Raw genomic sequence first — 24,973 nt, 5'->3', positions numbered from 1 at the left:
GCAGTTCACAACATTTTTATCCAATTCGTAGTTATAGCTATTCAATCAAGAAGGTTTGTCTCTTCAAATTGGAAGAGATTCATCAATTTCCCAAAAAAAAGTGCAGTTCATCGAAAAAATAAGCCTTTAAACGTCTAAAAGAAAACAATGAAACGTAATACACCCTAAGTACATTAAAAACTTAACCGTTTATCGATGAAAAATGCCCTTAGTCGATAAACGGCAATATTTAGCCCAAAATCTTAAAAAACTCTTAAACATTTTACCTACTTATGAAATCAATCCCCCAAAAAGTCGTTCATTTGGCTATGCTCTCTATTTTCATATTTTTTTTATTTTCCTGCAGCAAAGACACTGATTTACTCCTTGACTCGGTTTTGAACGACCCTGGAGTTTCTGTTGAAGAGAAAAATGGCACCCAAGAAGTGCCGGCTGATGAAGAAGGCTTTGTATTCAGAACATTTACGTTTTCTGCAACGAATGACGCCTACATCCAAGATGATGCAGGCCATGATAAATCAATTGTTCGTTTGCAAGAGGATTATCGAACCAGTTACTTGATGTTCGATTTAAGCGAAATTAACGGCCCAATTACGAATGCCGTTTTACAGTTTTCTATTGATAGTGATGAAGGAGATGGCAGTATAGCCATACATAAAGGTCAAGATACCGAATGGTCGGAGGAGAATTTAACTATAAACAATGCACCTGGTCTTCAGAATCAACTAGCCAGTATTAACAAAGAATATAAGGTTGGGTCACCCGAAAAAGTAACCTTGGATGCCACCAATCTTAAGGCAGAAATCACGTCGCTTGTTATGGTGCATAGTACCGGTAACGACTTGGCCTTTGCTTCTAAAGAGCATCCTGATAATAAAGGGCCCAAATTGACCGTCACTTACAAAGCTCCCGAAGGTTCGCCGCTAATTGAACAACAGGAAGAAGAAGAAGAAGAAGAAGATACCAACCAGGAAGACGATACAAACCAAGAAGAAGATCAGAACAACACGGCCTCTACTGAAGGAGCTTACTATGTTACAACTAGTGGTAAGTCTTCCAACAATGGCCTTTCTGAAGCAACCGCTTGGAATATTGAAGAAGCTTTTGACAGAGCAGTGGCAGGCGACGTAGTATACATCAAAGCTGGAAATTACGGTAGTAAAGAACTCGTAGTTGATAATTCAGGTACCGCCAGCAAACCCATTAAATTTATTGGTTATACCAATTCTCCTGGTGATCTAGTGAGTACTGAAGGTTCAACCTTCAACTACGGTGACCAGCTAGATTTAAACAAAATGCCATTGATATATGGAAATAGCAATTTGGAAAAAATTGGTTTATCAATTCCTGAAAATTATATAGAAATAGAAAACCTACAAATATCGAATTACTGGATTGGGGTATTTGCTAGAGGTAATAATGTTTCCATAAAAAACATCATCTCGACAAACCTAGGAGAACAGGAATTTGATAACTCTCAAACTGGAAAAGGTTTTCAGATATACGGTAACCAGTCTTTAATTGAAAACTGCTTTATTCTGAATGCGAATTCTGAAGGTATAAATATTAAGGGGGCCGATAACTGCCTTGTTAAAAACTGTAAAGTGTTTTCAGATAATACCAAGAATATGACCGGTTATTATATCCTTCTGTCGGAAGGGGCCACAAATAATACCATTGAAGGTTGTGAACTCTATAGAAATCCGGCAGGAGATGCCACCATAAAACCCCACCAAGGGCATGGTTATGTGTTAAAGGATAGGGCTACAAATAACACCGTTAGAAATAGTAAGGCTACGAACACCGGCATAGAGGCAAATTTTAGCGGGGTTTACGATAATACATTTGAAAATATTGAAATCGTGGGTAGCTTTAGTACATATCCCGGGCAGTACTCACCGAGTATCAGAGTTCTAAATGGCTCTCATGATAATTTATTTCAGAATATTTCAGTTGTGGATTCACCATACGGAATTGCATTTGTAGATTTCGATGATGGTTTTGAAGGCGCTGGTGGCGATAGAGATAAAAAGGAGGGTGGTCACAACAACAAATTTATAAATATACAAGTTGACAAGGCAAAGAATTGTGTTGCTGGTACCTCAGCGGAAGTGGGTGCTGCAGCTTTTTCCAACAACAATGAATTCGTTAATTGCTCTTTTAATGATATTACGGGAGTCCCACTATTTAGTAGGCAAACTATAAGAGATACCCAATTCATAAATTGTAGCTTTTCCAATATTGCAAGTAGTACGTTAACCCAAGGCTTTGCAGGCGGATCATTTTCAGCATCGTTTAAAGATTGCTCTTTTACCAATGTAGGTTTTGCTGAACCATCTCAATGATCAAAATTGCCTTTAATTTTATTGCAAAAAGCACCTTCTAAGGAAATTTACCCTAGTATCATATCGTGAAATTTATATAAAAAGTCTTCAAGCTATTTTGAGGACTTTTTTTGGTGATGGGGGCAGCCTAATCACGGCTTCTTTAGTCATTCAAACAACTAGGGGTTTTGCTAATGTTAAAAAAATGCTATTTTTTGTGCATTTCATCGAAAATATTCGGTAGTAATCGATAAAACAAATCTGAATATATATGTTTGCAACTTGGAATTTGCAATAATTAGCGTATTTCATCGTTATTATCATTCATTTTAACGAATAAAGAGACACGAGTACAATAAAAAAATTGTCACCAACTGTTAAGCATATTCCAAACCAAATTACATCAAACCTATTAATGCCTTTGAAATCAACCCGCTAAGCTTAAAATGAATCGGATTTACCCCCGAAAATGGAAATGACACAATATTAAATCGGTCCCAAGCGAATAATGAGATTTTACCCCACCAAAATCCATCAGACATTTTTATGTTTTATTCTTGCTAGTTTTGTTTTAAATCTTGGCTGCAGTAAGGATAGTGATATTCTGGTTGACAGTGTATTAAATGACGAAACTATTTCTTCTGTGGAGGAAAGAGATGCTAGCAGTACGGATGACGACTCGACGGAAGAACAGGCATCAGAAGAAGAGGAAACAACTGACGAAACCGACACCCAAGAAGATAATTTAGAAAGTAGAACAACCAGTTTCTCTCCCAGCAATGATGCCCACTTTCAAAGCGGCAAAGGCTATAATCAAAATATAATACGTCTTGAGGAAGACAGTCGCACTAGCTACCTGATGTTCGACTTAAATCCTATTGCCCAAATAGAAGGTTCAATTACTTCTGCCCACTTGCAATTTACTATAACCGGCGATGACGGCAGTGGCACCATACTAGTGCATAAGGGAAATTCTAGCGATTGGACAGAGGATAGCTTATCTGAAACTACTATTCCCCAGATAGAACTGCAATTAGGTGAAATTATTAAAGAATATAAGATTGGTGCTACCGAAATTATTGCCCTTAATTCTGAGGTAATGTCACCAGCGGTTTCAACACTTATTTTAGAACATAAAAACGGTAATGATTTGGCATTTGCTTCAAAAGAGCATGCCTCTAAAATTGGTCCGAAATTAGTCGTAACTTATGACGTTATTGAAGGGGCACAAGAAATTGAAATAATCGAAGAACCTGAGGAGGAAGACGAAACTTCAGAAAACGAAAAACCTATGGCCGTGGCTGATGCCACACCCTCTAGTGGCAAACTCCCGCTTGAGGTTTCATTTGTTGGAAGTAACTCGTCAGATGACCAAGAAATAAGCAGCTATTCTTGGGATTTTAAAGACGGTTCAACATCTAGCGCCGCAGACCCATCGCATACATTTACAGAAACTGGCACCTTCGCCGTATTGTTAACTGTTACCGACGCCGATGGTTTAACAGATACAGATACCGTAGAAATTACAGTGACCGAAGAAGATAATCAGGCCCCTACTGCCAAAGTTAGTGCCACTCCTGTTACTGGAGAAGCCCCATTGAAAGTAACATTCACAGGTAGTGAATCTTCAGATGACAATGCGATAACCAAATATGATTGGAATTTCAAGGACGGATCAAGAACTAATATAGCAGACTTTACTTACACTTATACCGAAGCCGGAGTTTATGAGGCCGAGTTGACAGTAACTGACGAAAATGGGTTAACAGACGCTGCATCGATAACCATTACCGTTACAGAGCCAGAAAATGAAGCTCCCAAGGCAAATGTTACGGCCAATCCAACTTCAGGAAATGCTCCGTTGAATGTTCAATTCACAGGTAATACTTCTACAGATGACGATGGCATTACCTCCTATTTTTGGGATTTCAAAGACGGTTCGACAGCTGCGAATCAGAATCCTTCTCATTCATTTGTAAATCCTGGTGTTTATGCAGTTGAACTAACCGTAAAGGATGCGCAAGGATTGTCAGACACCAAATCCGTAAGTATAACGGTGAACGAAGCAAGCGGAGGAAGTGACGACGGAGATGATGGAGGAAGTGACGGTGGAAGTAGCGGCGGAAACGCACCTCCTGGATATTATGTAGCTACAAACGGAACTTCATATAATAGTGGACAGTCCGCCTCTAGCCCTTGGAGCCTAGAGCATGCTTTTTATGTAGCAGAGCCCGGCGATATTATCTATGTCAAAGCGGGTAACTATGGAAACAAACAAATAGTAAATTATCAATCAGGAACTTCTTCGAATCCTATCAAGTTTATAGGCTACACCAATACGCCAGGAGATTTGGTAAGTAGCCAAGGGTCGACTTTTAGTCACGGACAGTCTCTAAATTCAAGCAAGATGCCGCTCTTGAGTGGGTCTTCTGGCTCGCAGGGTGTGGGTGTAGATTTAAACGGAAGTTATGTTGAAGTACACAATTTTCAAATAACAAACTATAAGGTAGGCTTGTTTACCAAAGGTAGACAGGTACTTCTAAAAAATGTTATCATTACCAATACAGGAACTCAAACTAGCAATTCAACACAAGAAGGACGTGGGTTTCAAGTTTATGGAGACTACACTACGGTAGAAAACAGTTTCGTCTTAAACTCGAATTCAGAGGGCATAAATCTTAAAGGGGCCAACAATTGTAAAGTTCGCTATACTAGTGTATATTCCGATAACAAAACGAATCCAACAGGCTACTACATGCTAATTAGTTCTGGAGCTAGCAATAATACAATTGAAAATTGCAAGATATACAGAGATAAAAATGCAGACTTGCATAGAGGTCATGGTTATGTTTTAAAAGATCAGGCTACCAACAATATCGTAAGATACTCTACAGCCTACAATACCGGAATTGAAGTGAATTTTTCTGGTGTAGCTTACAATAATTTTCAAAATGTAAATATTTACGGAAGCTTTTCTTCAGATAATGGAGAGTTTTCATCTAGTATTCGCGTCTTAAACGGTGCGCATCACAATACCTTCACGAATATTAATATTGAGAATTCACGTTATGCTGTTGGTTTTATTGATTTAAATGATGGTTTTGTAGGGTCTGGAGGAGATCGCGATAAAAATGAAGGAGGACATGACAATAAATTTATTGGCATCAAATCCAAAAACACGAAAAATATAGTTGGAGTTACATCTGACGTTGTCGGAGCAGCCGCCTTTTCTAATAATAATGAATTTAGAAATTGTACTTTCGATGATGTTTCTGATGTTCCTTTTTATAGCTATCAAGACGTTAACAACACAAAATTTATAAGCTGTAGTTTTAAAAACATTCCTAGTTCTACCATGTTAAAATTGTTTAATGGTGGAACGTTCCCGATATCCTTTCAAAGTTGCTCCTTTTCTAATATCGGATTTCCCCAGCCTTAGTTCGCCTCGAAGGATTGATTCATGAGGCCTATTCGTTTTTTAGATAGACTAGGTCAACCTAGTTCGCAAAACTTGTCAACTTGGTAAATTTGATTGAAAAACTCTTCTTTATCAAATAAATCGACCAACACGGCGTATAAAGAAGTTTTTACTTCATTTTATTTCTCATCTTTGCAAGGAAAAATTTAAGAATCTTCGTTGTTGAACCCCTTCCGTTCTAAAAGAAAACCAATTCACTTGTGATTTTTGAAAAACTTAAAAACCTCAAAAATAATTCTGGTTTCAGAAAATATTTCGAAAACACTTCTTGGGTTTTTGCAGAAAAAATACTTCGTATTTTCGCTGCGCTATTCGTGGGAGTATGGGTCACTAGGTACCTCGGCCCAAAAAATCTAGGTATACTGAGCTATGCGCAAAGTTTTGTAGCAATCTTTCTTGCTTTTTCAACTTTAGGAATCAATACGGTCTTAGTTCGCGAACTTGTTAAAAAACCTACAGACAAGTCCAAACTGTTGGGCACCTCATTTGCGCTTCAAACTGTGGGTTCTGTATTTTTACTTACTTTTCTTTTAATTGGAATTAACTTAAGTGACAATGATGATTTTACGAATAAAATAATCTTACTATTAGGTTCAGTCACTTTTTTTCAAAGCTTTCAAGTTATAGGTCTATATTTCCAGAGTATTGTATACAGCAAAGTAGTTGTAATCGGTAGCGTCATTTCCTTAGCAGTTACCTCACTTCTCAAAATTGCGCTGATTCTCACCGAATCTCCCTTAATATATTTTGTCTACGCGATAATTTCCGAAACTATTTTAATCGCTATTGGACTCATTTACTTTTATCTAAGGGAAAATGAATCTATACGTAGTTGGTCTTTTTCAAAAGACACGGCAAAAAGACTGTTAAGAGATAGCTGGCCATTGATTTTGAGTACTATCGTAGTCTCCATTTATATGAAAGTTGATCAAGTAATGATAAAGGAGTTCTATGATAGTAATTCTGTAGGCCAATATGCTGCCGCTGTGCGTCTCAGCGAAGCTTGGTATTTTATCCCAACCGTAATTTGCAGCTCATTATTTCCTGCTATTGTAAATGCCAAGGGAATTAGCGAAAAGCTATATTACAATCGCATTCAAAATCTATACGACTTTATGGTCTACATTTCTTTGTCGATTGCGATACCCATGACGTTTATGAGCGATCTAATAGTCGACTTTTTATATGGAAATGCATTTCAACAGACTGGCGAAGTCTTAAGCATCCATATTTGGGCGGGAATTTTTGTGTTTTTAGGCGTATCACGAGGCGGCTGGATACTGAATGAGAACTTACAGCGTTACACCAGCTTATATTTGGGGGTTGGCATGCTGGCAAATATCGCTTTGAATTTCATTCTAATTCCAAAATTTGAAATTCTCGGTGCGGCATGGGCTACACTTATCGCCCAATCAATTTCCGTATTGTTCGCTCCATTACTATTTAAGCCAACAAGAATTTCATTTTTCATGATGATCAAAGCCTTGACTTTTTACCGTCTCTTTAAGATGATTAGTACGAGCAAAAAACAAAATAAATCCGATTAACTTTCTACGATTACAACAATACGTAGGCCACATCGTTTGAATACTAAATTTCGATTTATAAAGAGAACAGAATTTATCCAAATAAACAATGCTAACTGACTGAAAATATGGTAAGTATAATTAGGAAACTAAAAAAAAGAATTTCAGGAATTCGAGTTTTGATACCTCCGTATAAAAAACTTCATAATCTTAAAAAAGAACATACGATTAAGAAGGTCTTGAAAGAAATCAACTATTTAAACAGTTTATCTGAGGAAGAAATACGCAACTTTCAAAATAGAAAACTTATTGAATTCATTAATTATGCTCATGACCATTGTAAATACTACAAAAAAATAATTAGTGATAATAATGTGGATATTTCCGATTTAAGTGGATTCCAAAACATACCTATGCTTACCAAAGCCATTATAAAAGGGAATACCCAAAATCTTATAAGCGATGAATATGGTATTGCGCATTTGGCGAAAAAAAATACGGGCGGTAGCACAGGAAATCCATTAGAACTTTTTTGTACCACGCAAGCAGGCCTTTTAGATTATGGATTTCATTTTTATCAATATAAAAAAATGGGCTACCAAGAAGGAGATATTATTTTGGGCGCTGCCGCTTTTACGGTTCCAAAAGCGTTGCGAGATAACAATGTTTTTTGGTTAGAAATGGGCAAAAGAGAACCCTTTGGAGACACAAAGTTATCTATTCTATACTTAACTGAAGCCAATGTTAAATATTACGTTCAAAAATTATTGGAACTTAAGCCTGCAATTCTCAGAGGTTATCCATCTCTTTTTGACAGTATGGCCCAATATATTATTAAAAATGAAATCAACATTGATTTCAAAATAAAAGGAATTAGCCTTACTTCAGAAATGTGTTCTAGAAATCAAAAGATAAATATTGAAAAAGCATTTTCATCTAAAGTGTTGTTTGAATATGGCCATACTGAAGTATGTGTCTTATGCCATACCTCTGGAGCGGACGATATTTATAAATCGTATCCGTCATATGGCTACGTTGAAGTACTGAATGACGACGGTACAGAGACAAAAGTAGGTGAGGTAGGGAATATAGTGGTAACCGGGTTTTTAAACCGGGGAATGCCATTTATTAGGTATAAAACTGAAGATTTGGGCAGACTCGCATATAAAAACGGAGGCATTGCACATTTTAGTGAAATCATTGGTCGCTCACAAGACTTTATTGTGGCAAAGGATAAAAGCAAAATCTCCATCTCAGCATTGACTTCTTGGCAGCATTTGAATGCCTTTGCCCATATTGCTAAGTGGCAAATCGTTCAAGAAGAACCAGGTGTCATAACAATCTCGATAATAAAAGGTGAAAATTATTCTATTGAGGATGAAACGGAGATTAAAGAAAAGATTCAGAAAATTACAGATGTTGATATTATATTTTCCTATGTAACTGATATCCCGCGCACCAAGGGGGGCAAGCATCTTTTTATGATCCAAAAAATAACATAAGCTGGCCTATCGTATTATCACTCGGTCATTTAGTATATTTATCCGAAACGCCGGTAATAGCCCCCTCAATTAATTGCATTATTGCTAAATATTTTCTAAGTTAGATTTTAGTTCCTTCGTATCTCCCCAAAATTATAGAATAGCAACCTAATTGGGTCGCTTTAAAAGTATGGAATAATATGATTGCAACTGTTAAGAACATTTTACGCGAAATTTATCCGTTCAGCAAGACAAATATCAATCGAAGAAAGCAGCTCAACCAATTTAAAGAATTACTGGCCAAAAATGCCAATAAACCCTTAAAGGTAGTAATTGGAAGTTCCCAAAAATTTACTGAAAATTGGATACCTAGTGAGGTGCATTTTTTGAACTTATTAGACCAGAAAGACTGGTATAAATACTTTGAAGAAAATAGCATTGATGCCCTTTTGGCAGAACATGTTTGGGAGCATCTTACCTTAGAACAAGGAAACATAGCCGCCCGAACTTGTCATAAATTCCTTAAAAAGAACGGTAGATTGCGTGTAGCGGTACCCGATGGATTTCACTCCGATTCAGAATACATAGATTATGTCAAAGTTGGTGGACATGGCCTTGGAGCAGATGACCATAAGGTATTGTATAATTTCAAAAGTTTTAGCGAAGTATTTTCGGCGAACGGTTTTGCTGTAGAATTGGTTGAATATTTTGATGAAAATGGTACTTTTCACGCTAATCCTTGGAATGAAGAGGATGGCTATATTAAGCGTTCCATTCGATACGACGATCGAAATACCGATGGTAATCCTAACTACACCTCTTTGATAATTGATGCGGTAAAGATTTGAACAGCTAAGACCGTTATTTTTAGAACTGTACCACGGCACGCAAAATTTCCTTCGCTCTTGATATGCTCTATAGTCAATTCATGCGGCAAAGTGTATATCATCAGACCGAATAGCTAGACAAATAAATCAATTACCCCTAAATCATGGATAACACTTCTAAGATAATAAGGGGTAACAAGCCCGTTTGACCCTATTTCACTTTACATTTGATTACAATAAAAGAAGAACTTTTTGGTTTACATTTTAATGTTAATCGAATTAAATGGATTTTTATATTCATTTTTATCAATTCTTACAATAAATAAGCATCTTTGTCAGTAAATTCTAAGGTGTCATAAATAGTAAAATTCAAATGAAAAAAGTAGCATTAATCACAGGTGTAACCGGTCAAGATGGCGCCTATCTAAGTGAATTTCTTTTAAAAAAAAATTATGAAGTGCATGGCCTAAAAAGAAGGTCTTCGCTATTCAATACAGATCGTATTGATCATTTATACCAAGATCCTCATATAGAAAATCGAAATTTCATCCTCCACTATGGAGATATGACAGATAGCACCAATCTGATCCGTTTGATTCAAGAGATACAGCCAGATGAAATTTATAATCTAGCTGCCATGAGTCACGTACATGTTTCTTTTGAAGTACCTGAGTATACAGGTAATGCTGATGGTTTGGGTACGTTAAGGATATTGGAAGCTGTAAGACTTTTAGCCTTGGAGAAGAAAACCAGAATTTATCAAGCTTCTACATCAGAACTATATGGGAAAGTCCAAGAAGTTCCACAAACAGAAACTACACCATTTTATCCAAGAAGCCCTTACGCTGTGGCGAAAATGTATGCCTATTGGATAACTGTAAATTATAGAGAAGCTTATGGTATGTATGCCTGTAATGGAATATTATTCAACCATGAATCTCCGATTCGCGGGGAAACATTTGTTACTCGAAAGATAACAAGAGCTACTGCTCGTATTGCGTTGGGATTACAAGACAAATTGTATTTAGGAAACTTAGACGCACAAAGAGACTGGGGTCACGCCAAAGATTATGTTCGAATGATGTGGATGATCTTACAAGCAGATGAGGCCGAAGACTGGGTAATTGCTACAGGCACTACTACCCCAGTTCGCGAATTTGTTCGTATGAGCTTTAAAGAAGCTGGCATAGCAATAGAATTTAGAGGTAAAGGTGTAGATGAAAAGGCGTATGTCAAGTCTTGTTCCAATCCTGAATACCAAATTGAAATTGGAAAAGAAATTTTGGCCGTAGATCCAAAGTACTTTAGACCCACGGAAGTAGAGCTTCTTATAGGAGATGCTAGTAAGGCAAACAATAAATTGGGCTGGATTCCGGAATACGAATTAAGTGATTTGATAAAAGACATGATGCAGAGTGATTTAAAATTAATGAAGAAAGAACAATATCTGAAAGATGGTGGTTATCGAATTCTAAATTATTTCGAGTAGTACGCCATGGAGAAGAGTTCAAGAATTTACATTGCCGGTCATAGGGGTCTAGTGGGTAGCGCGATCTTAAAAAACCTTTCGGCGAAAGGGTATACCAATTTCCTTACTAAAACACACGCTGAACTTGATTTAACAGATTCAACGGCAGTATCTGCATTCTTTAAGGCGGAAAGACCAGAATACGTCTTTCTTGCAGCAGCAAAAGTTGGTGGCATAATTGCGAATAATACGTACCGGGCTGATTTTATTTATGCCAACTTGATGATTCAAAATAATGTGGTTCATCACGCGTACTTGAATGGGGTTAAAAAATTAATGTTTTTGGGGAGTACATGCATATATCCAAAAAATTGTCCCCAACCGATGAAAGAGGATTATCTTCTTACAGATGTCCTTGAGTATACCAATGAGCCATATGCTATCGCAAAAATAGCAGGAATTAAATTATGCGAGAGTTACAATTTGCAGTATGGTACAAATTTTATCTCAGTCATGCCAACAAATCTTTATGGGCCTAATGACAATTTTGACTTGGAAAAATCTCATGTATTACCCGCTTTAATACGAAAAATATGGCTTGGCAAGGCTCTGGAAGACAACAACTGGAATCTCCTACAAAAAGATTTGGATAAACTGCCTATTGAAGGGGTCTCTGGTAAATCAGAAAAGAGTTCAATTCTTCGAATGCTTAGTAACTATGGCATACAAAAAACAAACAATACGGTTTCTGTGGAGATCTGGGGCAGTGGAAAGCCTATGAGAGAGTTTTTATGGTCCGAAGATATGGCAGATGCCTGCGTATTTTTAATGGAAAATCGAGAATTTAAAGATACGTTTTCTAGCAGTCAAGAAATTAGAAACACCCATATCAATATTGGCACGGGAGTGGATATTTCAATTTCTTCGTTGGCAGTCTTAATAAAAGATCAAATAGGGTTTACAGGAAAATTTATATTTAATTCAGCTAAACCAGACGGTACTTTAAAAAAATTAACTGACGTAACGAAACTAAATGCCCTAGGTTGGAAACATAAGATTGCGCTCAAAGAAGGGGTAAGTAAATTATACAATTGGTATATAAATAACTAAAGACATTACGTCTTCGCCTCTAACAATTTATAAAATGGAGAAAACTGAAAATGTTCCAATTGTCGTAGTTGCCTACAACCGGGCTTCATCCCTAGACAGACTCCTAAATTCTTTATCTCGCGCCCATTATCCAGATAAGGATATTAAATTGATTATAAGTATAGACCATAGTGCGGATAACCAAGATGTATTAGAAATTGCCAATAATTTCCAATGGGAACATGGTTCTAAGGAGATTGACTACCAAAAAGAAAATCTTGGCTTAAGAAGACATATCATTAAATGTGGTCTAATTTCTGAAAAATACGGCAATGTTATTGTCCTTGAAGATGATCTTTATGTTGCGAAACACTTTTACTTCTTTGCAACTGAGGCCTTAAAATTTGTAAGCCAGACTGGTCGTATTGCGGGGGTTTCACTCTATAATCACCAAATGAACCAGCATAATTTTAGCTATTTTTCAACCCTTGAAGATGGCTATGACAATTGGTACTTTCAATACGGAGCCTCCTGGGGCCAGGCATGGAGTGAAGCACAATTTAAAGGATTTCACGAATGGTACCTTAAAAATGAAAAACTTAGCCCACTGCCGGAAATTCCCCTTAGTGTACGTTCTTGGTCTGACAAATCTTGGTTGAAATTTTTCATTGCCTATATGATTGAAAACGACAAGTATTTCTTATATCCGAAAACTTCTTTTACTACTAATTTTGGAGATTCGGGCACCCATAGTAAAGGGAATTCGATGTATCAAGTTCCCCTTAGTTATGCTAATAATAGCACCTATAACTTTTCCAGTATTGCAGAATCCTCAAATGTTTATGACGCTTTTTTTGAAAATCAGAACCTACATAAACACCTTAAAATTGATTCCAAAGACTTGACTATAGATTTGTACGGGATAAAAAGTGATTTTGGCAAGAGGAGGTTTGTCTTGACATCAAAACTATTAGATTACAAAATAATACAGTCATTTGGCAGAAGCTTAAAGCCACATGAAGCCAATATCCTTGACGGCGTAAGCGGACAAGATTTCTTTTTATATGATACTCAGTTTGAACACAAAAACGTATCTAAAAAAGATACCTTAAGCGAATTGCTTTATACCTTCAAGGGAATTAATTATCAGAGAGCCCTGTATATTTTCATTAAGCTTTTAAAGCAACGAATAAAAATGATTTTCTAATCTCAGACGAACAGACCAGCTATCTAGCCACTCAATTTGGATTTAATCTTTGAACCAGAAAAGCTCACCTTAAAAAACATGATGTTTAGCTTTTTGATAAATAAAATGCAAGAATTTTGAATCTCTGCTTAACAAAATCAAACTATATTTGTGGCTATTTTAGTTAATGAGTTATATAAGAGATGCTTAAATAACATTTTATAGAGCACTATTCTCAAAACATAATCTTTGTGGGAAAAATTAAAAATATAGGTCTTTTAATATCACTGCTACTATTTTTATATTTATTGAATCCCTATAGTATAAACTTCCTATTTGGCTACTTGTTGGTGGTTATTGTCATATCCAAAAAAACATTTCTACTCAAAAATGTCGATAAGAATTTTCTATTACTTCTTGTCTTTTCATTTACCTACGCAATGTTCTATGCCTTCAAACCCTCGGGAGGGTTTCAATACGTTTTCGTTTACGCATTATTCCCCAGCAGTTTTTATCTCCTAGGCAAATACATTTTCATCAAACTAGAGCAAGATTCTTCGTCTATCTATTATTTTCTTTTCCTTCTTGGAGCAGTTTACTCCTTAACTCCTTTGATATCGGTATTATTAAATATCGCTGAAGGAGGTTTTGGGCAAATAGATAGAAGTCTTCCTCTCTTTTGGGATGGTCGTATTCTTACGGCTACCATAATGGGTTCATTTTTTGCCTTTAATATGTGTATTCCGGCATTGTTAATAGTTAAAAAATCAGGGCGTAATATTTTTTTTACCGCTGGTGCTGTACTTGTATTTCTTCTGTCTTTAGCCTGTGTATTACGTATTGGTAGTAGAACGCAGCTCGCAGTATTTTTAATTACGTTGTTATGCTCGCTCGTATACATAATGCCTAGGCAGTCTATAAGACGTAACCTGGTCATTTTCGCGCTTTTTTTTGGAACACTATCTTACATTATTTCTAATGTTTCGTTTGATTTAGACCAAGATTGGCTTTCCACTTTTGCCAGTAGAATGGAAAATAATGGAGAAGGTGATATTGCAAGTGGAGGTGGCCGTACCCAAAGATGGGTCAAATCATTTGAAAACCTTTTTGCAAAACCACTAGGCTGGGATGAAAAAGAATTTGGGCATTCACATAATATGTGGTTAGACGTACTCAGGGTAGCTGGGGTCATACCATTTTTTCTACTGCTTTTGTTTACTTTAAACTCGTTTATTCAAATAAAATCAGCGCTATCACAAGTTAAAACGAACTATGCATTCAATAGTCAATTACTAATTTACGGCCTTGCGTTCTTTCTTGTTTTTATGGTGGAACCCGTTTTTGAAGGACTCTTCACACTATTTGCAATATTTTGCCTTTTTATGGGTATAGTTAATAAGTATCGTACGATGCAACCTTAAAATTTTGAAGATCATCCAATTTCTTACCATATTGTAGTCCTTCTGCTTATCTTTGCACTCAAATCAAACTTCATTGCCAAACAATAAAATTTTATAATTCCGGTTTTATAATCGACTTATAGCCCCAAATGTATAGAATAGCCGTTTTACTTACTTGTTTTAACCGAAAGGAGAAAACGCTAAAAGCCTTAGCATGTGTACATAGCGCCCATGAGAAGGTGAAAAACCTGGCTTCCATTCACATCTATCTCACCGATGACGGTTCGACCGATGGTACAGGTGAAGCGGTTAAATCTCGGTATCAAGAGGTACATGTTTTACAAGGTAATGGCGAATTGTATTGGGCTGGTGGCATGCGGAATTCTTGGAAGGAAGCTTTAAAAGGTAATTATGATTTTTATCTGCTGCTAAATGATGACACCGATACCTACGAGTCTTTCTTTAAGGAGTTGTTAGAAACCCATGCCTATTGCCTGCAAACCTTTAAGCAAGCTGGTATTTATGTAGGCTCCACCATAGATGGTATCACCAATAAAATATCTTATGGCGGAAATGTGTTCACAAATCGGTTTTTGGGAAAATATATTAAAGTGGTTCCCAACGAAGAAACACCCCAGGAATGCGAATTAGGAAATGCAAATATTCAGTTGGTACATAAGGATGTTGTGAAAAAAGTTGGTGTACTATCTGAAGGATTCTATCATGGCTTAGCTGATTTTGACTATACTCTCAAGGCAAAAAGGGCTGGGATACCGGTTTTAGTCACACCGAATATTTTAGGGGTTTGTACGAATGACCACAATGATCCTTTTGAAACCCTACATCATTTGTCCTTAAAAGAACGGGTCAAAAAACTATATAATCCCATTGGTCTCGATTTTAGAAGCAATCTTCAGTATATGAAAAGAAACTTCATTTACAGGCTTCCCTTGGTTTTTTTGACAGGATGGATAAAAGTGCTTTTTCCAAAATTTTATTATAACAAATTATATAAAACTCGATTGGGGTAAAAATGAAAAAGAAAAACCTAATTATATTCGGAACACGTCCTGAGGCTATCAAAATGGCTCCTCTTGTGAAGGCATTTTTAAAGAACCCGGCTTTTGAGACTAGAGTTTGCGTTACGGCTCAACATCGTGAAATGTTAGATCAGGTGCTCGACTTTTTTGAAATCACACCAGATTACGACCTCAACCTAATGAAGCCAGGTCAGAATCTTTATGGTCTTACCGCTGATATCATTACAGGACTTCAGCCAGTACTTGAAGATTTTCAACCTGATTATGCCTATGTTCATGGTGACACCACAACAACTATGGGAGCGAGTATCGCTTCTTTTTATTCGGGTGCAAAGGTCTGCCATGTAGAAGCTGGTCTAAGAACATTTGATAAAAAAGCTCCTTTTCCAGAAGAGATTAATAGAACAATAACCGGACATATTGCTGACTATCATTTTGCTCCGACCCAGACCTCATTTGATAATTTGACAAGAGAAAGTATCTCTGAGCATAATATTCTTATTACCGGAAATACGGTAATAGACGCACTTTTTGAAAGTGTTTCCAGAGTCGATACAGTTCAAGATGAGGAAATTGAACATCTTAAAAAAGAGGTCGATTTTTCTAAACGCATAGTTTTGGTAACAGGTCATCGAAGAGAGAACCACGGACAAGGTTTTATCAACATTTGCCAAGCGCTAAAAGAAATTGGTGAGTCAGTTGAGAATATACAAATTATTTATCCCGTGCATTTAAACCCTAAGGTACAAAAACCTGTTTACGAAATTCTAGGAGATCAAGATCATATCAAATTAATTGCTCCCCTGGCCTACCCAGCTTTTGTTTGGTTAATGAATAAGGCCGAATTAGTAATTACCGATAGTGGCGGAGTTCAAGAAGAAGCTCCCAGCCTAGGTAAACCAGTTTTGGTAATGCGAGATACCACTGAAAGACCAGAGGCCGTTGAAGCCGGAACGGTTATTTTGGTAGGCACCGATAAAGAAAAAATTGTTAATCAAGCAACGAATCTTTTAGGAGATTCAGAATTGTATAAAAAAATGAGTAAGCTTCATAATCCGTATGGAGACGGAAAAGCTTGCGAGCGCATTGTAGAATTTATAGAAAATTTAGCATAATGACCAATCCAGAAGTAGTAATGATCGGCCTAGGATATATAGGCCTCCCAACCGCTGCACTCATAGCAGAAGGTGGAACCCATGTGCATGGTGTAGATATCAATCAAGACGTTGTAGACACCATAAATAGAGGAGAAATTCATATTGTCGAACCCTCTTTAGATAAATCTGTGGCAAATGCAGTTAGCAAAGGATTCCTAAAAGCATCTACAAAGCCAGTTCAGGCCGATACATACCTTATTGTAGTACCGACTCCTTTTAAAGATAAGAACGAACCCGATATTTCATTTGTACAATCTGCGACCACGGCTATTTTACCTTTGTTAAAAGAAGGAGATATGTACATCATCGAATCAACATCTCCCATAGGAACCACTGAGAAGATGATGCATTATATATATGAAGAACGCCCGGAACTCAAAAATAAGCTGCATATTGCCTATTGTCCGGAAAGGGTACTCCCTGGCAATGTGATGTATGAGTTAGTTCACAATGACCGAGTTATTGGCGGCGTAGATAAGGTCTCTACTGATAAGGCAGTCGCATTTTATGCCAAACATGTCAAAGGAGATTTACACAAAACCAATGCGCGAACAGCAGAGATGTGCAAATTAGTTGAAAACTCTTCGCGAGACGTGCAAATTGCATTTGCAAACGAACTTTCCTTAATCTGTGATAAAGCTGATATTAATGTTTGGGAACTAATTAATTTGGCAAACAAACATCCTAGAGTAAATATTCTACAGCCAGGTTCTGGAGTTGGCGGCCACTGTATTGCAGTTGACCCCTATTTCATTGTTTCTGACTATCCTATGGAATCTAAAATAATCGGAACCGCAAGAGAAGTTAACAATTACAAATCTTTTTGGTGCGCCGAAAAAGTCCAAAATACGAAGTTACAATTTGAGCTAGAACACGGCAGAAAACCAAAAATCGCTTTAATGGGACTCGCCTTTAAACCAGATATTGACGATTTAAGGGAGTCTCCAGCGAAGTATATTGTACAGCGCGTTTTGCAAAATGCGAACAATGAGGAATACTACATTGTTGAACCTAACATTAAGGAGCATAATGTTTTTAAAATTACAGATTATAAGACCGCTTTTGAAAAAGCCGATATCATTGTTTACCTGGTTGCGCACAAAGAATTCAAAACCTTAGGTTTAGATGATAACAAAGTGATTTTAGATTTTTGTGGCGTAAACAAATAGAAGCTCTTGAAAATGCCCCCAAAAAATCAAACCCTTTTGATTATTGCCCAGTCACTTGAACAACCCAGAGTGGTAAAGCGCATTATCGAAAAATCAAAAGCATATGATCATATTGAAGTATTTGGTTTTAAAAGAGAAATTCATGAGGTAAATAACTTTGGAATTCTCGAGGGTTACGAAAATGTAAAGCTGAACATAGTAGGTACTATGGCCAATTACAAATACATGAAGCGATTGGCAAATTACTTTAGGTTACTTTGGTCTATTTATTCAAAATATGGATTACGCCTAAAGCATCTGTACGTTTTCGGTTTAGATACTAGAATGATATCATCCTTCATCGTGAATTCCAAAATTGACTATGAAATAAGTGACATTCTATGGCTTTATAAACCACCTTTTCAAAAGTCAATTTTGCGTAGAATTGATACCCTTTTGGCAAAATGGTCTAATTCGGTTGTTTTTACCTCGAAGGGGTTTTATGACTCACACTATACAAACTATGTAAAACCAGAAAATGCAATCATAAAGGAAAATAAGTTTAAGACGTACGGTAAGGTCTCCCCTATACAGCATATTAAAGAAGATGCTGTTCGAATAGCATACATTGGAGCATTCAGATATTCTAGCATCATAGAGCATCTCCTGAAGGTAGTAAGGGAAAATAAAAACCTAATTCTAAATTTCTATGGCGATGGCTTCAAATCAATCGTAGATGAGATGAAAAAAAATGCGTCGGAGCATGAAAATATATTCTTTAATGGAGCGTTTAAAAACCCAGACGATTTAGAGAATATTTATGCCGAAAACAATCTGAATTTTGTGGTATATAAAAATACCCTGGAAAATGAAAAGGTAGCGATGCCCAATAAATTCTATGAGTCTGGCTTTTTCAATGTTCCCATAGTAGCTGCGGTTAACACGCATGTCGGGCAGCGAGTAGTGAAACAACAAATGGGATGGGCTATAGATATCGATTATGAATCAATTTCTAGGTTTTTGAATAACTTGCAAATTGATGATATTATCAAACATCATGAAAATATAAAAAAACTAGACAAATCATTGTTCGAGTCTGAGTGATTAAAAAAAATATTATGTTCAAAGACAAAACTCTGCTTATTACCGGTGGTACAGGATCTTTCGGAAATGCCGTATTAAATCGATTTCTAGAAACTGACATTAAAGAAATCCGCATCTTTTCTCGCGATGAAAAGAAGCAAGACGACATGCGGAATACACTCAAAAACAATAAAATAAAATTCTATATCGGTGATGTTCGCGATTACAATAGTATCTCAAGAGCTATGAGTGGTGTGGATTACGTTTTTCATGCCGCGGCATTAAAGCAGGTACCGTCTTGTGAATTTTTTCCAATTGAGGCTGCTAAGACCAATGTTTTTGGCACACAGAATACCATTGATGCAGCAGTAGCCAACAAGGTTAAACGCATCATTTGTCTGAGTACCGATAAAGCAGCCTATCCTATTAACGCAATGGGTATTAGTAAGGCACTTATGGAAAAGGTGGCGGTCGCTGCTTCAAGAAATATCCCAAATGACGATACTATCGTTTGTTTGACTAGATATGGTAATGTAATGGCATCACGAGGTTCAGTAATTCCATTATTTGTAAAACAAATTGAAGATAAAAACCCGTTGACGATAACCGATCCTAACATGACGCGCTTCTTAATGTCTTTGGAAGATGCTGTAGATTTAGTGCTATTTGCATTTGAGCACGGAAATCAAGGTGACCTATTTGTTAACAAAGCACCAGCAAGTACCATAGGTGATTTAGCAGATGCCATAAAAGATATTTTTAATGCTGATAACGACATCAAAATTATTGGCACGCGTCATGGTGAGAAGTTGTATGAAACCTTGTGCACCCGAGAAGAAATGCAGAAGGCGGAAGATATGGGTGAATTTTATAGAATTCCAGCAGATAACCGAGACTTGAACTATAGTAGGTATTTCTCTGAAGGGGAAACCGACATTAGTGCAATTGAAGACTATCATTCACATAATACCACCCAGCTTACCGATGAAGAATTAAGAAAAACACTATTAAATTTAGATTATATTAAAGAAAATCTTTAGATGATCTTTCACAATTTAATTAAAGGATCAAACTTCACCGACGAACGCGGCAGACTTAATTTTTTTAATGCCTTTAGTATGAACGAAATCGTTCGGATGTATGAAATTCTTCCAAGTGATACGACTACCATTCGCGGATGGCAAGGGCATAAAAAGGAAAAGAAGTGGTTTTATTGCAATTCAGGCAGCTTCATCATGAATTTGATTCCGGTGGATAATTTTGACGCTCCCTCTAAAAGTCTTCATCCACAAAAGTACGTGCTAGAGGCACATAACCCGTCTGTATTGGAAATATCAGGAGGTTATGCCTCTGGATTTAAGGCACAGGAAGAAAATTCTAAACTTATTGTGTTTTCGAACCTTTCGCTTGAAGAATCTAAAAGTGATGATTTTCGATTTCCTGTGGATTACTGGTCAGGGAAATGGTAATTTTAAATAAAAACTGAAACAAACACAGGCGAAATGCAAAGAATAGGAATAACAGGACAAGCAGGTTTCGTTGGAAATCATCTACATACCACCCTCTCACTAGATGAAACGCTGGAGCTGATTCCATTTGAACGAGCATACTTTGACAATCCGAGCGCCTTAGAGAACTTTGTGGCTCAATGCGATACCATAGTTCACTTGGCGGCCATGAATCGGCATGAAGACATGCAAGTCATTTACAACACCAATATCGGTTTGGTCGATGCATTGATACAGGCTTGCAAAAACAAATCGGTTACGCCTCATATCATTTTCTCATCTTCTTCACAGGAAGACCGCGACAATTTGTACGGAAAGTCAAAAAAAGAAGGCAAAGATAAATTTGTTAACTGGGCTTTAGCAACTGGAGGAAAGTTTACTTCATTAACCATTCCCAATGTTTTTGGCCCCTTTGGAAAACCCAACTACAATTCGGTGGTCGCCACCTTTTGTCACAAGGTCACGAGAGGAGAAGAGCCAACTATTATTAAAGATGGGGAAGTAGGATTAATCTACATCAATGAGCTTGTATCGGTATGTATCGATGTAATTAAAAATAAACTTGAAGCCGATAAATTAGACGAAAATAGTTTTGAAGTCCGAATTCAACCCACGAGTAAGCATAAAGTTTCTCACATTCTAAACTTGCTTAATCAGTATAAGGCAGACTATATGGGCAATGGCATATTCCCGAAGCTAGAAGATCCTTTTGAAAAGGCACTATTCAATACATTTCGTTGTTATGTACCTGAAGATCACTATCCCGTAAAATTCACCAAACATACCGATCCACGAGGTAGTTTTGTTGAGATTGCTAGAACGCAGACTAGCGGACAATTTTCTTTTTCGACCACGGTACCTGGAATTACAAGGGGAAACCATTTTCATACAAGAAAAGCCGAACGTTTTGCAGTTATTAGTGGCAAAGCCTTGATTCAATTGCGTAAAATAGGAACAAACAAGACAATTGATTATTATTTGGATGGAAACGAACCAGCCTATGTTGATATGCCAATTTGGTATACGCACAACATAAAGAATATTGGTGACGAAGAATTAATTACCTTATTTTGGATTAACGAACCCTACAACCCCGAAGATGCTGACACCTATTTCGAGGATGTATAAAAAGAACAACTAACCGCAATTCATATATTTTGAAAAAACTGAAAGTACTTACCGTAGTCGGAACCAGACCTGAAATCATACGTTTGGCATGTGTTTTAAATGCCTTAGACGCAAATGATGCTATAGCCCATACCCTAGTACATACGGGTCAAAACTATGACTATGAGCTCAACGAAATATTCTTCGATGATTTAGGTATTCGAAAGCCAGACCACTTCTTAAATGCTGCGGGTACAAATGCCACCGAAACGGTTGGTAACATTTTGATTAAAATCGACCCTCTGCTAGAGGAAATAAATCCAGATGCATTCTTGGTCTTAGGGGATACCAATTCTTGCCTTTGTGCCATTCCAGCAAAGAAAAGGAAGATTCCAGTTTTTCATATGGAAGCTGGAAATCGTTGCTTCGACCAACGCGTTCCGGAAGAGACCAATAGAAAGATTGTAGATCATGTTGCTGACATCAATCTTACGTATAGCGATATTGCAAGAGAATACCTATTACGCGAAGGGCTTCCAGCAGATCGGATCATCAAAACTGGAAGTCCCATGTGTGAGGTATTGTATCAGTTCTTGCCTAAAATTGAGGAATCGAAAGTATTGGAAGATTTAAATCTTGAAAAACAGAAGTACTTTGTAGTCTCCTCGCATAGGGAAGAAAATATTAGCAATCCTAAGAATTTCGAAGGCCTTATTAGTTCGCTAAATCAAATTGCTGAAAAATACGATTACCCTGTAATTGTTTCTACCCATCCGCGAACACGAAATATGTTAGATTCTAAAAAACTAGAAACACATAAAAATATACAGTTTCTAAAGCCCCTAGGGTTTACCGATTATAATGCCTTGCAATACCATTCTTTTGCGGTTCTATCTGATAGCGGAACAATTTCCGAGGAATCTTCAATTTTAAATTTTAGAGCATTAAATATACGGGAAGCACACGAAAGACCAGAAGCCATGGAGGAGGCATCGGTGATGATGGTCGGTATGAACCCAGAACGCATAATGCAGGCCTTGGCCGCTTTGGAAGTACAGCAAAGAAATCCCGACCGAAACTTTAGACCCGTTGCAGATTATTCAATGCCAAACGTTAGCGAAAAGGTAGTCCGAATCATACTATCCTACGTAGATTATGTAAACCGCGTGGTCTGGTCCAAACCCTAAATCCTATGAAAGTTATCTTTCTCGCACTTGCCTTTCCAAAGATGGATAAGACGAAGTACCTCTATACCCAGTTGGTTTCTCAATTTCACGAAAATGGCCACGACATTACTGTTGTCGCTCCATCATACGATGAAAAGAGTATCGGACTTCAAATTGAAGAGAACATTAAGGTAATTCGGGTCAAGACATTGCCTCTTTTTGGTGTCGGATTGATAAAGAAAGGCATCGCCAATATACTGTTACCTTACCAATATAAAAGTGCCCTAAAGAAACACAATATAGGTCTAGATTTTGACTTGATTATCACCCCTACTCCACCCATTACCCTTTATGGAGTTGCTGCCTGGTTGAAAAGAAAATCAAAAGCGAAGCTTTATTTAATTCTAAGAGATATATTTCCACAGAATGCTGTAGACTTGGGTATGATGGGTAAGAATGGCCTTATACATTATTACTTTAGAAGAAAGGAAAAAAAGCTGTACGCCACCTGTGATAGTATCGGCTGTATGTCTCAAGGCAATATGGATTTCGTAAAAAGGCATAATCCAACTTTAGACGTTTCCAAGTTACATATGCTTCCAAATTGGGGCGATATCATCCCTACGGTAGCAGAACATAGAATTGATGCACTTCGCAAAAAAGAAGGACTGGAAAACAAATTCGTGGTCATCTTTGGTGGTAACATAGGGTTGCCGCAAAAAATGGAAAACATAGTGAATCTGGCTATTGCCTGCAAAGACCTAGAGGATGTAATTTTCCTTATTATGGGCAATGGCAACGAACGGCAAAACCTTGAAAAGCTTGTGGCATCAAAAAATGTTCATAACCTGAAACTGCGAGCCGGTCTTCCGCAAAAAGAATATATGCTTTGGGTGCAGATGGCCGATGTAGGTTTGATTTCATTAAGTGAAAAATTTACCATACCAAATATACCATCGAAGGCATTGTCCTATTATAACACCAGAACTCCTATGCTAGCGTCTATTGACCTAAATACAGATTTTGGAACCCTATTAGATGAACTAAATGTTGGTGTATGGGCAGAAGCCGGCAATATCCCCGCTTTGAAGGAGAAGTTTATGCTGCTATATAATAACGCTGAATTGAGAAAAGAAATGGGTGAAAACGGTTTTGCCTATATGCAGAAGCATTTATCTTCTGAAATTGCTTTTCAAACCATAGTCGCGCAAACAGCAATCGCTTAGAATACATAGATCACTGTTTATCATCACAAAAAATCACAACAGAACGAAAGAAAATTACTTTGAACAAGTAATCAGGTTGTTGGTCTATATCTTAGGTTTTGAATCAGTATAAATTTTTAATTTGCAGTGTATAGCACCCAATCTGTTAAAATGTACAAATTTTTTATAAAAAGGGTTTTTGATATCATAATTTCCCTTAGTGTGTTGACAGTACTGAGTCCAGTATTTTTGATAGTTTTCGTTTTGCTTTGCATATCGAATAAGGGGAAAGCCTTTTTTGTGCAAGAACGCCCTGGAAAAGATGAGAAGATCTTTAAAATAATCAAGTTCAAGTCAATGAACGACAAAAGAGGGTCTGATGGAAAGCTTTTACCAGATGGAGATCGAATTACCAAAGTTGGTCAATTTGTACGCAAAACTTCGCTTGACGAAATTCCACAACTTATCAACGTTCTTAAAGGTGATATGAGTCTGATCGGACCAAGACCTTTATTGGTTTCCTATTTGCCCCTTTATTCTGAAGAACAAAAGAAACGGCATTTGATAAAGCCAGGAATTACAGGGTGGGCCCAAGTAAACGGTAGAAATTCTATACCGTGGAAAGAGAAATTCGAACTCGATGTTTGGTATGTAAACAATGTATCTTTCATTCTAGATTTAAAAATAATTTGGCTTACCGTTCTTAAAGTAGTAAAGCGAGACGGCATTTCCTCAAGCACAAGCGCCACAATGGAGTTTTTTACAGGTAATTCATAGGGT

19 protein-coding genes are annotated in these 24,973 nt (G+C 37.1%); all 19 read left to right on the top strand.

The features are described 5' to 3' along the window. The first annotated feature begins 272 nt into the window (after nt 1–272). The 19 genes from ABJN95_RS10000 to ABJN95_RS09910 all read left to right on the top strand — a co-directional run bounded on the left by ABJN95_RS10000 (nt 273) and on the right by ABJN95_RS09910 (nt 24,970). Nucleotides 273–2,345: a DNRLRE domain-containing protein gene (locus ABJN95_RS10000; RefSeq protein WP_348370254.1), complete on the top strand. Its 2,073-nt coding sequence runs from the start codon at nt 273–275 to the stop codon at nt 2,343–2,345. 487 nt (nt 2,346–2,832) lie between these two features. After that, nucleotides 2,833–5,763 (top strand): PKD domain-containing protein, encoded by a 2,931-nt coding sequence (locus tag ABJN95_RS09995; protein WP_348370253.1) that lies wholly within the window; start codon nt 2,833–2,835, stop codon nt 5,761–5,763. Between the two features lie 239 nt (nt 5,764–6,002). Then, nucleotides 6,003–7,349, top strand: a complete 1,347-nt coding sequence (locus ABJN95_RS09990; RefSeq protein ID WP_348370252.1) for a flippase — start codon at nt 6,003–6,005, stop codon at nt 7,347–7,349. Between the two features lie 107 nt (nt 7,350–7,456). After that, entirely contained in the window at nt 7,457–8,830 is a 1,374-nt protein-coding gene (locus ABJN95_RS09985; RefSeq protein WP_348370251.1) for a hypothetical protein, read from the top strand. A 179-nt stretch (nt 8,831–9,009) separates the two neighbouring features. Beyond that, the gene (locus ABJN95_RS09980; RefSeq protein ID WP_348370250.1) at nt 9,010–9,657 is read left to right on the top strand and encodes a hypothetical protein; all 648 of its coding nucleotides are present in this window, start codon (nt 9,010–9,012) and stop codon (nt 9,655–9,657) included. 352 nt (nt 9,658–10,009) lie between these two features. Beyond that, nucleotides 10,010–11,125 (top strand): GDP-mannose 4,6-dehydratase, encoded by a 1,116-nt coding sequence (gene gmd / locus ABJN95_RS09975; protein WP_348370249.1) that lies wholly within the window; start codon nt 10,010–10,012, stop codon nt 11,123–11,125. Between the two features lie 6 nt (nt 11,126–11,131). After that, complete coding sequence (locus tag ABJN95_RS09970) at nt 11,132–12,214, top strand: GDP-L-fucose synthase (protein ID WP_348370248.1); 1,083 nt, start codon at nt 11,132–11,134, stop codon at nt 12,212–12,214. Nucleotides 12,215–12,248: 34 nt separating this feature from the next. Continuing rightward, nucleotides 12,249–13,400 (top strand): glycosyltransferase family A protein, encoded by a 1,152-nt coding sequence (locus tag ABJN95_RS09965; RefSeq protein WP_348370247.1) that lies wholly within the window; start codon nt 12,249–12,251, stop codon nt 13,398–13,400. 230 nt (nt 13,401–13,630) lie between these two features. Beyond that, the gene (locus tag ABJN95_RS09960) at nt 13,631–14,800 is read left to right on the top strand and encodes a hypothetical protein (protein WP_348370246.1); all 1,170 of its coding nucleotides are present in this window, start codon (nt 13,631–13,633) and stop codon (nt 14,798–14,800) included. Nucleotides 14,801–14,928: 128 nt separating this feature from the next. Then, nucleotides 14,929–15,810: a glycosyltransferase family 2 protein gene (locus ABJN95_RS09955; protein WP_348370245.1), complete on the top strand. Its 882-nt coding sequence runs from the start codon at nt 14,929–14,931 to the stop codon at nt 15,808–15,810. Between the two features lie 2 nt (nt 15,811–15,812). Further along, complete coding sequence (gene wecB, locus ABJN95_RS09950) at nt 15,813–16,934, top strand: UDP-N-acetylglucosamine 2-epimerase (non-hydrolyzing) (RefSeq protein WP_348370244.1); 1,122 nt, start codon at nt 15,813–15,815, stop codon at nt 16,932–16,934. Beyond that, on the top strand, nt 16,934–18,145 hold the full coding sequence (gene wecC, locus ABJN95_RS09945) for a UDP-N-acetyl-D-mannosamine dehydrogenase (RefSeq protein ID WP_348370243.1): 1,212 nt from the start codon (nt 16,934–16,936) through the stop codon (nt 18,143–18,145). Before wecB (ABJN95_RS09950) ends, wecC begins: the two co-directional genes overlap by 1 nt. A gap of 12 nt (nt 18,146–18,157) precedes the next feature. After that, entirely contained in the window at nt 18,158–19,228 is a 1,071-nt protein-coding gene (locus ABJN95_RS09940; protein ID WP_348370242.1) for a hypothetical protein, read from the top strand. A gap of 14 nt (nt 19,229–19,242) precedes the next feature. Continuing rightward, nucleotides 19,243–20,247, top strand: coding sequence for a polysaccharide biosynthesis protein (locus tag ABJN95_RS09935; RefSeq protein ID WP_348370241.1), 1,005 nt, complete (start codon nt 19,243–19,245; stop codon nt 20,245–20,247). A 78-nt stretch (nt 20,248–20,325) separates the two neighbouring features. Then, entirely contained in the window at nt 20,326–20,676 is a 351-nt protein-coding gene (locus tag ABJN95_RS09930; protein WP_348370240.1) for a sugar epimerase, read from the top strand. A gap of 33 nt (nt 20,677–20,709) precedes the next feature. Beyond that, a complete protein-coding gene (locus tag ABJN95_RS09925; RefSeq protein ID WP_348370239.1) occupies nt 20,710–21,843 on the top strand; it encodes an NAD-dependent epimerase/dehydratase family protein in 1,134 nt (377 codons plus the stop codon). Nucleotides 21,844–21,872: 29 nt separating this feature from the next. Further along, the gene (wecB, locus tag ABJN95_RS09920; RefSeq protein WP_348370238.1) at nt 21,873–23,009 is read left to right on the top strand and encodes a UDP-N-acetylglucosamine 2-epimerase (non-hydrolyzing); all 1,137 of its coding nucleotides are present in this window, start codon (nt 21,873–21,875) and stop codon (nt 23,007–23,009) included. Between the two features lie 5 nt (nt 23,010–23,014). Next, nucleotides 23,015–24,214, top strand: coding sequence for a glycosyltransferase family 4 protein (locus ABJN95_RS09915; RefSeq protein ID WP_348370237.1), 1,200 nt, complete (start codon nt 23,015–23,017; stop codon nt 24,212–24,214). A 150-nt stretch (nt 24,215–24,364) separates the two neighbouring features. Then, nucleotides 24,365–24,970, top strand: coding sequence for a sugar transferase (locus tag ABJN95_RS09910; RefSeq protein ID WP_348370236.1), 606 nt, complete (start codon nt 24,365–24,367; stop codon nt 24,968–24,970). Nucleotides 24,971–24,973 lie beyond the last annotated feature (3 nt).

It is taken from the genome of Maribacter sp., from assembly GCF_039974175.1.
GTDB lineage: Bacteria > Bacteroidota > Bacteroidia > Flavobacteriales > Flavobacteriaceae > Maribacter_C.
This window is presented reverse-complemented; position numbering and strand designations above follow the sequence as displayed.